The following is a 13,853-nucleotide window of genomic DNA, read 5'->3' as shown; positions in this document are numbered from 1 at the left end:
TGCGAGGGAAGCAAGTATGTCTATTGATATTTTGATGCCGGCGCTTTCACCAACTATGGAAGAAGGTAAACTGTCTAAATGGCTCAAGAAAGAAGGTGATAAGGTTAGCTCTGGCGATGTTATTGCTGAAATTGAAACGGATAAGGCTACAATGGAAGTAGAGTCCGTTGATGAAGGTACTCTTGGTAAAATTTTTGTGCCTGAAGGTTCAGAAGGCGTAAAGGTTAACACTGTTATCGCAATTTTGTTAGAAGAAGGTGAGCGTGCTGAGGATATTTCGCAACCTACTGATACAGCACAAAAACCTAAGGAATCTTCTCTTTCTCTGCCTTTGTCAGTTCCGCAGGCTGCTCCTACTTTTGATACATCTCTTAATTTTGATATTCCAGCGGGAACACAAATGGTTACAATGACAGTTCGTGAAGCGCTTAATCAGGCTTTGGCTGAAGAAATGCGGCGTGATGAAACAGTTTTTCTTATGGGGGAAGAAGTTGCGCAATATCAAGGTGCCTATAAGGTTAGTCAAGGTTTGTTGGAAGAATTCGGAGAACGCCGAGTTATTGATACCCCAATTACAGAGCACGGCTTTGCTGGGCTGGCTGTCGGGGCTGCTTTTGGTGGGTTACGTCCTATTGTCGAGTTTATGACCTTTAATTTTGCGATGCAGGCGATGGACCAAATTATTAACTCAGCAGCCAAGACACGTTATATGTCTGGTGGACAAATGACCGCTCCTATGGTTTTCCGAGGTCCCAATGGTGCGGCTGCCCGTGTTGGTGCTCAACATTCTCAATGTTATGCAGCATGGTATAGTCATATACCAGGTCTGAAAGTTGTTATGCCTTATAGCGCTGCAGATGCAAAAGGTTTGCTGAAAGCTGCTATTCGTGATGATAATCCTGTTGTTTTCCTTGAAAATGAGATTTTGTACGGGCATCAATTTGATGTTCCTCAACTCGATGATTTTGTTTTACCTATTGGTAAGGCGCGTATTCATAAGTCTGGACAAGATGTGACAATTGTTGCATGTGGGATTGGAATGCATTACGCGGTTGAAGCATTACCAGAAATTGAAAAACTTGGTATTGATGTTGAATTGATTGATTTACGAACCATTCGCCCGATGGATCTTCCAACAATTCTTTCTTCAGTTAAAAAAACAGGTCGTTTGGTAACAATTGAAGAGGGATTTCCTCAGTCATCCGTGGGAACTGAAATAGCAACGCGTGTTATGCAGCAGGCTTTTGACTATCTTGATGCGCCAATTGCTACGATTTCTGGCAAAGATGTTCCGATGCCTTATGCCGCTAATCTTGAGAAGTTGGCTTTGCCTAATACTGCTGAAATTATTGAGGCCGTTAAGGCTGTGACATACAGAGCATAACGGAGGAAAGCATAATGCCCATTAAAATTACAATGCCAGCGCTTTCCCCTACGATGGAAGAGGGAAATTTAACAAAATGGAATATTAAGGAGGGAGATAAGGTTTCCTCTGGTGATGTTATTGCTGAGATTGAGACGGATAAAGCGACGATGGAGGTCGAAGCTGTTGATGAAGGTAGGGTTGCTAAAATTGTTGTTCCTGCTGGAACACAAGGCGTTAAAGTAAATGCTTTAATTGTTGTTTTAGCAGAAGAAGGTGAAGATTTAGCTGAAGCTGCAAAAGTTACAGAAGAAATCTCTTCTTCTACAAGACAAAAACTAGAGGGTATCAAACAGACAGATTCTCTGAAACAGACGGACTCAAAGGGAATAAAAATGTCTCATGAATCATCAACTGGGCAATTAATACAGCAAGATAAAAAGGGAGCTCGTCTTTTTGCTTCTCCCTTAGCGCGGCGATTAGCATCTCAGGCAGGTCTTGATTTATCCCTTATTTCTGGGAGTGGGCCGCATGGGCGTATTATTAAGCGTGATGTAGAAAAAGTTATGAGCGGTGATATTTCTAAGATTTCTTATTCGTCACAGACAGGAGAGCCAGTAGCCGCAGGTGCTTCTGAGAAACAGATATTGAAACTCTTCAAAGAGGATGAATATGTCTTCACACCCCATAATAATATGCGTAAAACAATCGCGACACGTTTGGTGGAATCAAAACAGAAAGTCCCACATTTTTATGTAACGGTAGATTGTGAACTTGATGCGCTATTAGCGCTGCGTACACAATTGAATGTTGCTGCACCAATGGTTAAGATGCAGGAAGAAGCTAAGCCTACTTATAAGATTTCTGTTAATGATATGGTGATCAAAGCTGTTGCACTTTCTTTGAAAGCGGTTCCTGATGCGAATGTCTCTTGGCTTGAAGGTGGAATGCTTCATCATAAACATTGTGATGTTGGGGTTGCTGTTTCTATTCCCAATGGATTAATTACGCCGATTATTCGCCATGCAGAGGAAAAGCCGTTATCGCTTATTTCCAAAGAGATGAAGGATTTTGCAAAGCGTGCGCGTGAGGGCAAGTTAAAAATGGAAGAATATCAGGGTGGAACAACAGCTGTATCCAATATGGGGATGTATGGTGTGAAAAGTTTTTCTGCTATTCTTAATCCACCGCATGCGACAATTTTTGCGATTGGTGCAGGGGAGCAACGTGCTGTTGTTAAAAATGGTGCTTTAGCCATTGCGACAGTTATGTCAGTTACAATTTCTGCGGATCATCGTGCTGTCGATGGTGCTTTAGCAGCAGAGCTCGCGCGGACTTTTAAGAAGATGATTGAAAATCCATTAGCAATGTTGGTTTGAACTGTTTAACAGTTCTTCACGTAAATTGTGAGAGAGTGTATTTAAGAGAATAAAAACAAATTTAAAGAGTTTGAAGAGCAGAGGTATTGCTGTTTCTAGTTTGGGTAAAGCATTTATAGAAAGCTTAGAGTATAAAGACATAAAGATAATTCTTTTATGTTCATTTTCATTTTTAAGTTCAAAAAATGCATATCCATTTTATATATATCCATGGAGGAATTACTGTGGCAAATCTTTATGATGTAATTGTGATTGGATCAGGTCCAGGCGGATATGTAACCGCAATTCGTGCAGCGCAATGTGGCTTTAAGACTGCGATTGTTGAACGTGAACATTTGGGAGGGATTTGTTTAAATTGGGGATGTATTCCAACAAAGGCTCTTTTACGTTCAGCGGAAATGAAACATTTTGCTGAACATGCAAAAGATTATGGACTAAAAATTAATGGTTCAATTGAGGCAAACATCAAAAATGTTGTGGCACGTTCACGCGGTGTTTCAGCACGTTTAAATGCTGGTGTTGCTTTTTTAATGAAAAAAAATAAAATTGATATTATCTGGGGTGAAGCAAAGCTTACTAAAGAAGCAAAGGGAAGCCAGCTTGCGGAAATTATGGTTTCTTCATCCTCCAAACCGGTTATGCAACCACAAAATCCAGTCCCTAAAGGGACCTTGGGAGAGGGAACTTACCAAGCAAAGCATATCATTATTGCAACGGGAGCACGTCCTCGTGTCCTTCCTGGTATTGAGCCAGATGGAAATCTCATTTGGACTTATTTTGAAGCTATGATACCGCCAGAAATGCCAAAATCGCTTTTGGTCATAGGGTCTGGGGCTATAGGCATTGAATTTGCCTCTTTTTATCATGATATGGGAGCGACAGTCACTGTTGTTGAAATAATGCCCCACATCATGCCTGCTGAAGATATTGAAATTTCAACATTTGCTTGTAAACAATTAGAGAAAAAAGGTTTACGTGTTCTTCGTCAAGCAAAAGTAACAAGGGTTGAAAAATCTTCCGATTCTGTAACTGTACATATTGATATTCAAGGTAAAAAAGAGACAATGACTGTTGATCGGTTGATTTCTGCTGTTGGGGTGCAGGGTAATATTGAGAATCTTGGATTAGAAGCTTTGGGAATAAAAACCGATCGTGGGTGTATTGTAACTGATGAATGGAGTTGGACAGGAGTTTCGGGTATTTATGCTATCGGTGATGTGGCAGGTCCTCCTATGTTAGCCCATAAAGCAGAAGAAGAAGGCGTAATATGTATTGAACATCTTGCTGGTTTAAAGAATGTTCATCCGCTTGATAAGAAAAAAATTCCAGGATGCACCTATTGCACACCGCAAGTTGCTTCTGTAGGGCTTTCAGAAGCGACAGCAAAAGAAGCAGGGTATGATATACGTATTGGTCGTTATTCTTTTTCCGCGAATGGCAAAGCGATTGCTCTGGGTGAAGATCAAGGGTTAGTAAAAACAATTTTTGATAAAAAAACAGGACAGCTTCTTGGGGCCCATATGGTAGGAGCTGAGGTAACAGAATTAATACAGGGGTTTGTCATTGCCATGAATCTTGAAACAACAGAGGAAGAATTAATGCATACTGTTTTTCCACATCCGACTTTATCGGAAATGATGAAAGAAAGTGTATTGGATGCTTATGATCAAGTTTTAAACGCTTGATGATTAGATTGTATGAAAGATTTTAAATTTTTCATTGCTCCTTCGTATTTATAAGGCAAAGGCTTAAATGGTTACGGTTGTTGATAGAGTTACGAATAGACGTTTGCGCCATCCTGAAAAGGCGCATCGTCCGGATACAAGCGTTCAAAAAAAGCCGGATTGGATTCGTGTAAAAGCGCCAACATCACCAATTTATAAGGAAACACATGGTATTGTACGTACGCATAAGTTAGTGACTGTATGTGAAGAAGCTGGTTGCCCTAATATTGGCGAATGTTGGAGCCAGAGGCATGCTAGCTTTATGATTTTAGGTGAAATATGTACGCGTGCTTGTGCTTTTTGTAACGTTGCAACAGGTATTCCACTTGCCGTTGATCATAATGAGCCAGAACGTGTCGCTGATGCTGTTGCACAGATGGCACTAAAACATGTTGTCATTACATCTGTTGATCGTGATGATCTTGCTGATGGTGGTGCTGAGCATTTTGCAAAAGTTATTTATGCGATTCGTCAAAAAACTCCTAAAACAACAATTGAAGTTCTTACACCTGATTTTCGTCATAAGGATGGCGCTTTAGAAGTTGTTGTTGCTGCTAAGCCTGATGTTTTTAATCATAACTTAGAAACAGTTCCTTCTAAATATTTGAAGGTCCGTCCAGGGGCACGTTATTTTCATTCAATTCGTTTATTACAACGTGTTAAAGAACTTGATCCAACAATTTTTACAAAATCGGGAATTATGGTTGGCCTTGGGGAGGAGCGAAATGAAGTTTTGCAATTGATGGATGACTTGCGCGCTGCTGATGTTGACTTTATGACAATTGGACAATATTTGCAGCCTACACGAAAACATCATCCAGTTGTTCGTTTTGTGCCTCCTGAAGAATTTGAGTCTTTTGCCAAGATTGGTAAAGTAAAAGGATTTTTACATATGGCCTCCAATCCTCTAACGCGTTCATCTCATCATGCTGGAGATGATTTTGCCATTTTGCAAAAAGCGCGTGATGAAAAATTTTCCTTACAGAGATAATTATGCCGATTTTTACAATACATCGGCAGATCACCCATAGTGCCAGTGAAATGTTTGATCTGGTTTCAGATATTGAGCGTTATCCTGAATTTTTACCAATGTGTGAGTCTTTAATAATACGTTCTCGAAAAGAATATGGAAAAAAAATATTGCTTCTTGCGGATATGACCGTTGGTTATAAGATTATTCGTGAAACTTTTACGACTCAAGTATTTCTTCAGCCGGAAAAAAGTCTTATAGAAGTTAAATATATTGATGGTCCATTCAAATATCTTGAAAATCGTTGGGCTTTTCATGATATTGAAAATACCAATGCATGTAATGTAGAGTTTTTTATTGATTATGAATTTAAAAGTAAAACGCTTGGATTAGTGATGGGCTCAATGTTTGATATTGCGTTTCGTAAATTTACCGAGGCTTTTGAGAAGCGTGCGCATCAGATTTATGGCTCTACGGTAACATAGTCTATTCTGTTATTTTTTAACAATACGTATTGCTTAAACAGCGTGAAGGTGAAAACGGGTTTCCATCTTTACTATTTGTTTTTAATTCAGCTTTCAAAAGCATATTGAAGGAATATCATTTTAAATGATGAAGATGATGCACAGCTTCATGCTTTTGTTTTTCTCTTTTTTAATGGATGCACACTCGTTAAACGAAACGCCCAAATAGAACATGCTTGCGTCATACCCATTTCATAATAGTGCTCATAATAAATAGTATAGATTCTCGTAAAAGTATATAAAATCTACATCTGTACACTTATGAAGAAGTCCTCCTGCATCATTTATTTGCTATCTCTCAAGATGTTGCGCGCCAGCTCTTAGCACTTGAGAGAAGTACAAGTGTCTTTTTCTTTAATTATTTTATTTATATAGTTTTTTCTCTTGTGGCGTGTAAGTGAATAAATTTGATTAATTCAACCTACACAGGACTAAAGTGAGATAACTTTACGCTATTGAGATCTTTCATTTTCAAGTTGTGATACAATAAAATTTTTTCAAGATATTGACGATTATAGACTCGATGGCGAATAAAGAATTTTGAAATTAATATGGGGAATTCAGTGAAGCAATTCCAGAATCATTTTAAAAGCATTTTCAACAGTTGCATGGCGGATAGCATTGCGATTAAGATGAGAAAAGTGCATTTCTTTGTGCAGGGGGGAGTGGTTTTTATAAGCTACTGCGCAATGCACAAGTCCTACAGGTTTATCAAAACTTGCACCTCCTGGACCAGCAATTCCTGTTACAGAAACTGCAATGTCAGCTTGTGAATGTTTTAATCCGCCTTCAGCCATTGCAAGAGCAACTTCTTTTGAAACGGCACCATAGGTTCTTATAAGTTCAGCACAAACGCCAACAAGGCGTGTTTTGGATTCATTTGAATAAACAACAAATCCACAATCGAGAACATCTGACGATCCTGCAATATTTGTGAGGCTTGCAGCAATGAGTCCTCCTGTACAAGACTCTACAGTTGTTAACAGCAAACCTTTTTGGCGAAAGGTATTAAGGACTTCATGTGCGTGTTTTTCACAAAGATATGTCATTGGGGAATTTCTCCTGAATAAAGGACGCTCGCTGTTGCAAGAGCAGCAATTCCCTCACCACGACCAATAAATCCAAGTCGTTCATTTGTTGTTGCTTTGATAGAGATTCGATCAGGTGTCATTGCAAGTATTGTCATAAGATTTTCTGTCATGGCATGACGATAGGGACCAATTTTAGGATTTTCAGCGATAATTGTGATATCAACATTGGCAATACGACCACCTGCTTGTTTTATAATATCAAGAGCATGACGGAGAAAAATTTCTGATGATACATTTTTCCATTGAGGATCAGAGGGAGGAAAATGTGTACCGATATCTCCAGCACCTTGAGTTGCAAGAAGGGCATCTGTTAATGCATGAAGAGCAACATCCGCATCGGAGTGTCCATTTAATTTTTTATGAAAAGGAATTTTTATACCACATAATATAAGAAAATCACCATCCTCAAAAGAGTGAACATCATAACCATTGCCGGTACGAATATCAGGAAATATTTGCATTTTCTTTTGGAGATATAAATGGGCAGTATTAAAATCTTCATGCCATGTAATTTTTATGTTGTTAGGATCCCCAAGAACAGTACGCATAGGAATTCCAAACCATTCGGCAATTGCAGAATCGTCAGTGAATTCTTGTTTGCAAGCTTGTTTTGCTTGTTTATGAGCCGCTAAGATATGTTCAAAGGGAAAACACTGTGGAGTTTGTGCTCTATAAAGATGGGTACGGGGAATTGTTTCTAAAACATGCTGATTATTTATACGTTTAAGGGTATCAGAGATGGGCAGAACAGGAAGAACACCTTCTTGAGGTGTGATAGTGTTGTGAATGTTATTAAGAAGCTTGTTTTCTATAAAAGGGCGTGCACCATCATGAATATGCACATATCGGGGGGCAAATTTTTTGAGTGCCTGAAGTCCATATAAGGTAGAGATTTGACGTGTATTGCCTCCTTCAACGATAATAAGGCGCTCTTTAAAATCGTCAATAGCTTGTTCACAGATTTGACGATCTTCTGGATGAATAACAAGAATAATTGTTGTGATAGCTGGATGCTGCAAAAAACAATGCAAGGTATGATAAATAATTGGCTTTTGTCCTAGAAGCCGATATTGTTTTGGAATTTTATGGGGAGATCCTGCTCTTTCACCGCGTCCAGCGGCTAATATTATTGCTGCAATAGAAATACTTAATCTCCTTGTATTATAATCTTAGTTTGCTTTTTTGTCATTAATTTTAAAATGATTTTGAAAGGGTGATCGTTGTAGATCAGCCAAGGATATCACTGATAATACCTCAAAAAAAGCATTTAATGCTTTTTGAAGTGCGGTATTTAAACCACAAAAATCAAACAAGGGGCAAGTTGGTTCTGCAGTATCGAAACATTCTGCGAGGGAAAAGTTGTCTTCTGTTACTTTCACAACATCCGCGACTGAAATCTCTGCTGCGGGTTTAGCCAATCTAACTCCACCATTGCGTCCACGCACTGTTTGGATAAAACCTGCTTGAACAAGCAGCTGAAGGATTTTAAATAAAAAAAGCTCTGAAACGGCATATGCTTTAGCAATTTCTGGAACACGACTGAGAGTTCCCTGATTATCTGCACAATACATGAGCATTCGAAGAGCATAATTTGTTTGTTTTGTTAATCGCATCTCATTTCCTTCGTAAAGTATTGTCGAACACAGTCTATTTTAAAGATATTTTGCAAAATGTAGAAGTTTTTTCTCGTTGACTATATTTGTCCTATTGTAAATGTAGTATTAGTATTGTCAATTTTTGCTACAAAAGGTTATATGATAATAATGAGATAAGGGTATGTAAGCTCATGACGAATATAACATCTGTGACGAATCTTCAAGACATAGATAAAAATACTTATAACGATGAGTTGTATCGTTTAAGTAAGGTATATATTTTTTTAGGGATTACAATTATTATATTGGCTTTACTTACGGCCTCTGTTTCGTTCATTATTCTTATTGGCTTAACTCCTGTTGTTCCCAATAGAACAGTAACCCTTATTCTTATAGGAATTAATAGTTTTTGGGTTTTAGGGCTTATTGTCATCGTTTTTTATGAGATGATTCCGATCATTCGTGCTTGGCGTTCAAGGCGTGCAGGCTCACGTCTTCATGTACGCCTTATTTCATTGTTTGCACTTGTTGCAACAATGCCAGCTGTTGCTGTAGCTCTTGTGTCAGGGCCAGCACTGAATTTGGGACTTGATCGATGGTTTGATACAACAACGCGGCAAATTGTGGGCTCTTCTATTGATTTAGCAAATGCTTATGCAGATGAAATGCTTCAAAATTTAAAAAATTTATCCTACGCGATGGCATTTGCACTTGATAACAAAAAACTCTTAGAACGTAATCCAGCTGAATATAGGATGCAATTGACGCGTCATGCTCTAGGACGCAATTTGCGTGGTGCATTTTTGTTAAGTTCTAGCGGAGCTATTTTTGTATCGAGCGCTCTTGGTGATGAAGATAAACTGCCAATTCCTCCTTCTCATCTTATTGAACGTGCAACCAGTGCGAGACCTTTTTCTTTTCAACCAGGCGTTCATGATTATTTTGGTATTATTTTAAAGTTTACCAATATTCCAAACACATTTTTATATTTGGTGCGTGACGTTGATAAAGGTGTTTTATCTGCTTTGCGTTTGACAGAAGTCAATACAGATCGTTATCGTGATTTAAATGAAAATCGCCTGCTGACACAGATTGCATTTGGTATGCTTTATTTGTGTCTTTTTTTTAGTTTATTCTTATCAGCCATTTGGGCTGCTATTGCTGTTGCTGATCGCTTAGTACGTCCTATTCGTCTTCTCATTAGTGCTGCCGATGATGTTGCTTCTGGAAATATGGAAATTTTCGTGCCAGTACGAGCAAAAGATGGCGATATTGGGCAATTATCCAAAACTTTTAATTACATGGTCAGTGAATTGAAAAGTCGGCGTAATGAATTGATTGCAGTGCGTGATCAAATTGATGAAAGACGGCGTTTTTCTGAAGCTGTATTATCGGGTGTAACAGCGGGAGTAGCAGGGATAGATGATAATGGTGATATCACCATTATCAATCGGTCTATTGAAGCGATGTTTGATATTCGCTCTGAGCACGTTGTTGGAAAAAGTCTTTTATCTTTAAGTGCTGAAATTTGGCAGGTTTTTCAGTTTGTGCGTTCATTGGATCGGAAAAACCATCGTGAGCAGGTCACTTTAAACGTTGCAGGAAAAGAGCGTGTCTGTAATGTTCAAGTTACGATGGAGGAGGATGATGGACAGGGGCAATCTTGGGTTCTAACAATTGATGATATTACAGACCTTGTTGCAGCGCAACGTACAGCGGCGTGGGCGGATATTGCGCGACGTATTGCACACGAAATTAAAAATCCTCTTACACCTATTCAGTTATCCGCTGAACGCATTCGTAAACGTTATAACAAAGCTATTACACAAGATAGAGAGGTCTTTGAGCGGTGTATTGACACAATTATTCGGCAGGTTGGAGATATTGGGCGTATGGTTGATGAGTTTTCCTCTTTTGCACGTATGCCCAAACCCAAAATGCATATTTTAGATATACGAGAATTGTTGCGCGAAGCATGTTTCTTGATAGAAGTGACGCGACATGATATTCATTTTGAGCAAGATTTAGGAACTCTACCACTTATGGGTGCATTTGATAACCGTCTCATTGTACAGGCTTTTTGCAATGTGATCAAAAACGCGAGCGAATCCATAGATTCAGTTATGCGAGAGGAAAATATTCACGGTCATATTCTTGTCCGTTCTTATCATCAAGAAGAATGGGTGGTTGTGGATGTTGTTGATAACGGAAAAGGACTTCCTAAAGAGCAAAGACAAAAGTTATTAGAACCTTATATAACAACACGGGAGAAAGGAACAGGACTCGGGCTGGCCATTGTGCGCAAAGTTATTGAAGATCACGGTGGTTCCATGGAGCTTCATGATGCACCGGAGAGTTTTTATGAAGGTCGTGGTGCGATGATCCGTTTGATGTTTCCGACGGTTGGGGGTAAGCAGGGTAGTATTATACAAGCTATAAATCATAAGATAGGGGAATAGTATGGTATCAGATATCTTGATTGTTGATGATGAAGCGGATATTCGTGAACTTGTTGCTGGTATTTTGGATGATGAAGGCTATGAAACGCGTGTTGCTTGTAACTCTGATGAAGCATTAGCTCAAATTAGTGAACGTATTCCAAAGCTCATTTTTTTAGATATTTGGTTACAGGGGAGTCGCCTCGATGGTTTAGCACTGCTTGATGAAATTAAAACACACTATCCAGCTCTTCCGGTCGTTATGATCTCTGGTCATGGTAATATTGAGACGGCTGTTTCCGCTATAAAGCGAGGAGCCTATGATTTCATTGAAAAACCTTTTAAAGCTGATAGACTTGTATTGGTTGCAGAGAGAACACTTGAAAATTCAAATTTAAAACGTGAGCTTTTAGAATTGCGAAAACGTTCGAACGAGACATTAGAGTTGCTCGGAAAATCGACAGTTATAAAAAATTTGCGTCAAATCATAGAAAAAGTAGCACCAACCAATAGTCGCATCATGATAACAGGTCCTTCAGGGGCAGGAAAAGAGACTGTTGCACGAACTATTCATGCGCTCTCCACGCGTTCGAATGGGCCATTTGTTACAATAAATGCTGCAACGATTACTCCGGAAAGAATGGAAATAGAGCTGTTTGGCAGCGAAATGGAGGGAAGAGAGCGTAAAATCGGTGCCTTAGAGGAAGCCCATGGCGGAATACTTTATCTTGATGAAATTGCTGATATGCCACGTGAGACTCAAGGTAAGATTCTTAGGGTGTTAACGGGGCAAACATTTGAGAGAGTTGGCGGTACAAAACGTGTTAAAGTAGATGTTCGTATCATTTCTTCGACAGCGCAAAATCTTGAAAACCTCATTTCTGACGGGCGCTTTAGAGAAGATCTTTTCCACCGTCTTTCCGTTGTTCCCATTACTGTTCCGCCCCTTTCTGCTCGTCGTGAAGATATTCCAGAACTTGTCCATCATTTTGTAAAAACAATATCACAGCAGGTTGGGATTAAGCCACGTGAAATCAGTGATGATGTGATTGCTATTTTGCAAACGCATGCTTGGCCGGGTAATGTAAGACAATTACGTAATAATATTGAGCGTCTTCTTATTCTTGTGCGGGATGGGGATGGTCCTATAACAGCGGATTTTCTTCCCAGTGAAGTGAATGATTCTTTGCCACGTCTTCAAATGGATTCGGATGAGAGTATAATGGATTTACCGTTGCGTGAAGCACGAGAATTGTTTGAAAAGAGATATTTAGTGGCGCAGATTGGACGTTTGGGTGGAAATATATCGCGTACTGCTGAATTTATAGGCATGGAGCGTTCAGCTTTGCACCGTAAACTTAAAGCGCTTGGAGTTTCTTAAAGCGATGCGTATTATTATTTGTGGAGCAGGACAGGTTGGTTATGGGATAGCAGAGCGTCTTGCTGCTGAAAATCACGATGTTACTGTTATTGATATTGAAACAAGATTAATTGAAAAGATTCGCGATACATTGGATGTGAGAGGTTTTGTTGGTCACGGTTCACGGCCTGAAGTTCTTTTGGCTGCAGATGCAGACAAAGCTGATATGTTGATTGCTGTCACTTTGTTTGATGAAGTGAATATGGTAGCTTGCCAAGTGGCACATTCATTATTTAATGTGCCCACAAAAATTGCTCGTATTCGCTCACAATCTTATTTAGAACCACGTTATAAGACGCTTTTTTCTAGAGAAAATATTCCTATTGATGTGGTTATTTCGCCAGAAGTTGAAGTTGGGGAAATGGTTTTGCGTCGTATTGCTTTACCTGGTGCAATAGATGTTCTTTATTTTTGTAATGATGATATTGTTGCGTTAGCCTTGGAATGCATGGAAGATTGCCCCGTTATTAATACACCTTTGCGTCAATTAACAGAGCTTTTTCCAGATCTTCAAACAACGGTTACCGCTATTAAACGTGGCTCGGAATTATTGATTGCACATTCAGAAACGCAATTACGTGTCGGTGATATAACCTATCTTGTTGTTGCTCGTGAACAGATGCGTCGTGCTGTTGGGCTTTTTGGTCATAAAGAACAAGATGCCCACCGCATGATTATTGCAGGGGGTGGTCACATTGGCCTTTATGTTGCACAGGCTATTGAAAAGCGTTTCCATAAATTAAAATTGAAGATTATAGAAGCGCATAGAGAAAGAGCCCTCACAATTGCTGATCAGCTTGAAAAAACAACAGTTTTATACGGTAATGTGTTAGATCCAGTGATTCTTCAAGATGCGGGAATTGATCAGTCCGATTTAATGATTACATTAACCAATCAAGATCAGGTTAATCTCTTAAGCGCTATTATTGCTAAAAGATTGGGCTGCAAAGCCAATATGGTATTGATTAATAATGTTGCCTATCAAGAATTTAGTCGTGCTGTTGGTGTGGATGCATATCTTAATCCCCATAGCGTTACAATATCGAGAATTTTGCAACAAATGCGCCGTGGGCGTATTCGTTCTGTTCATTCAGTTTTTAATGGCCGAGCAGAAATTATTGAAGCTGAAGTGATGCAAACATCTTCATTGGTTGGTAAGTCATTATCAGAGCTCAATTTATCAGATGGTTTGAGAATTGGTGCAATTTATCGCAATAAGACAATAATACAGCTTTCGGCAGATACGCGTATTTTATCTGGTGATAGAATAGTGATTTTTGCTCTTGCTGAGTTCGTTCGTGATGTTGAACAACTCTTTCGCGTAAGTTTAGAATATTTTTGATATATTA

Annotated in this window: 11 protein-coding genes; 8 read left to right on the top strand and 3 right to left on the bottom strand. The window is 39.1% G+C overall.

Annotated elements, in window-relative coordinates:
* The first annotated feature begins 16 nt into the window (after positions 1-16).
* The 5 genes from ACFIMU_RS00945 (at position 17) to ACFIMU_RS00925 (ending at position 5,921) form a co-directional block, all read left to right on the top strand.
* Positions 17-1,384: a pyruvate dehydrogenase complex E1 component subunit beta gene (locus tag ACFIMU_RS00945; protein ID WP_375606250.1), complete on the top strand. Its 1,368-nt coding sequence runs from the start codon at positions 17-19 to the stop codon at positions 1,382-1,384.
* A 14-nt stretch (positions 1,385-1,398) separates the two neighbouring features.
* Complete coding sequence (locus ACFIMU_RS00940) at positions 1,399-2,742, top strand: pyruvate dehydrogenase complex dihydrolipoamide acetyltransferase (protein ID WP_375606249.1); 1,344 nt, start codon at positions 1,399-1,401, stop codon at positions 2,740-2,742.
* Between the two features lie 224 nt (positions 2,743-2,966).
* Complete coding sequence (gene lpdA, locus ACFIMU_RS00935; RefSeq protein WP_375614378.1) at positions 2,967-4,427, top strand: dihydrolipoyl dehydrogenase; 1,461 nt, start codon at positions 2,967-2,969, stop codon at positions 4,425-4,427.
* A 67-nt stretch (positions 4,428-4,494) separates the two neighbouring features.
* Positions 4,495-5,457, top strand: a complete 963-nt coding sequence (gene lipA / locus ACFIMU_RS00930; protein WP_375614947.1) for a lipoyl synthase — start codon at positions 4,495-4,497, stop codon at positions 5,455-5,457.
* Positions 5,458-5,459: 2 nt separating this feature from the next.
* On the top strand, positions 5,460-5,921 hold the full coding sequence (locus ACFIMU_RS00925) for a type II toxin-antitoxin system RatA family toxin (RefSeq protein ID WP_273791149.1): 462 nt from the start codon (positions 5,460-5,462) through the stop codon (positions 5,919-5,921).
* A gap of 599 nt (positions 5,922-6,520) precedes the next feature.
* Here ACFIMU_RS00925 and ACFIMU_RS00920 read toward each other — a convergent pair.
* Genes ACFIMU_RS00920 through rirA form a run of 3 tightly spaced genes read right to left on the bottom strand, consistent with a single transcriptional unit; the run spans position 6,521 to position 8,664 of the window.
* Positions 6,521-7,009, bottom strand: coding sequence for a CinA family protein (locus tag ACFIMU_RS00920; protein WP_375610192.1), 489 nt, complete (start codon positions 7,007-7,009; stop codon positions 6,521-6,523).
* On the bottom strand, positions 7,006-8,196 hold the full coding sequence (locus tag ACFIMU_RS00915; RefSeq protein WP_375686413.1) for a bifunctional 2-C-methyl-D-erythritol 4-phosphate cytidylyltransferase/2-C-methyl-D-erythritol 2,4-cyclodiphosphate synthase: 1,191 nt from the start codon (positions 8,194-8,196) through the stop codon (positions 7,006-7,008). Before ACFIMU_RS00915 ends, ACFIMU_RS00920 begins: the two co-directional genes overlap by 4 nt.
* A gap of 24 nt (positions 8,197-8,220) precedes the next feature.
* Entirely contained in the window at positions 8,221-8,664 is a 444-nt protein-coding gene (rirA, locus tag ACFIMU_RS00910; RefSeq protein ID WP_375606245.1) for an iron-responsive transcriptional regulator RirA, read from the bottom strand.
* 173 nt (positions 8,665-8,837) lie between these two features.
* On the opposite strand from rirA, the gene ACFIMU_RS00905 reads away from it, so the two are divergent.
* From ACFIMU_RS00905 to trkA, 3 genes are read left to right on the top strand one after another with little or no spacing between them, the layout of a single operon-like run.
* On the top strand, positions 8,838-11,105 hold the full coding sequence (locus ACFIMU_RS00905; protein ID WP_375696740.1) for an ATP-binding protein: 2,268 nt from the start codon (positions 8,838-8,840) through the stop codon (positions 11,103-11,105).
* 1 nt (position 11,106) lies between these two features.
* Positions 11,107-12,465 carry a sigma-54-dependent transcriptional regulator gene (locus ACFIMU_RS00900; RefSeq protein ID WP_375606243.1) on the top strand — a complete coding sequence of 453 codons (1,359 nt, stop codon included), beginning with the start codon at positions 11,107-11,109 and terminating at the stop codon, positions 12,463-12,465.
* Positions 12,466-12,469: 4 nt separating this feature from the next.
* Positions 12,470-13,846, top strand: coding sequence for a Trk system potassium transporter TrkA (gene trkA / locus ACFIMU_RS00895; protein ID WP_375606242.1), 1,377 nt, complete (start codon positions 12,470-12,472; stop codon positions 13,844-13,846).
* Positions 13,847-13,853: the final 7 nt, after the last annotated feature.

Source organism: Bartonella sp. AC70YNML (genome assembly GCF_042196545.1).
Lineage (GTDB): Bacteria > Pseudomonadota > Alphaproteobacteria > Rhizobiales > Rhizobiaceae > Bartonella.
This window is presented reverse-complemented; position numbering and strand designations above follow the sequence as displayed.

Excerpts from the sequence above, each read along its gene's own strand:
- ACFIMU_RS00940 (WP_375606249.1), top strand. The coding sequence starts at position 1,399 with ATGCCCATTAAAATTACAATGCCAGCGCTTTCCCCTACGATGGAAGAG.
- ACFIMU_RS00900 (WP_375606243.1), top strand. The coding sequence starts at position 11,107 with ATGGTATCAGATATCTTGATTGTTGATGATGAAGCGGATATTCGTGAA.
- lipA (WP_375614947.1), top strand. The coding sequence starts at position 4,495 with ATGGTTACGGTTGTTGATAGAGTTACGAATAGACGTTTGCGCCATCCT.
- ACFIMU_RS00925 (WP_273791149.1), top strand. The coding sequence starts at position 5,460 with ATGCCGATTTTTACAATACATCGGCAGATCACCCATAGTGCCAGTGAA.
- ACFIMU_RS00920 (WP_375610192.1), bottom strand. The coding sequence starts at position 7,009 with ATGACATATCTTTGTGAAAAACACGCACATGAAGTCCTTAATACCTTT.
- ACFIMU_RS00945 (WP_375606250.1), top strand. The coding sequence starts at position 17 with ATGTCTATTGATATTTTGATGCCGGCGCTTTCACCAACTATGGAAGAA.
- trkA (WP_375606242.1), top strand. The coding sequence starts at position 12,470 with ATGCGTATTATTATTTGTGGAGCAGGACAGGTTGGTTATGGGATAGCA.
- rirA (WP_375606245.1), bottom strand. The coding sequence starts at position 8,664 with ATGCGATTAACAAAACAAACAAATTATGCTCTTCGAATGCTCATGTAT.
- ACFIMU_RS00905 (WP_375696740.1), top strand. The coding sequence starts at position 8,838 with ATGACGAATATAACATCTGTGACGAATCTTCAAGACATAGATAAAAAT.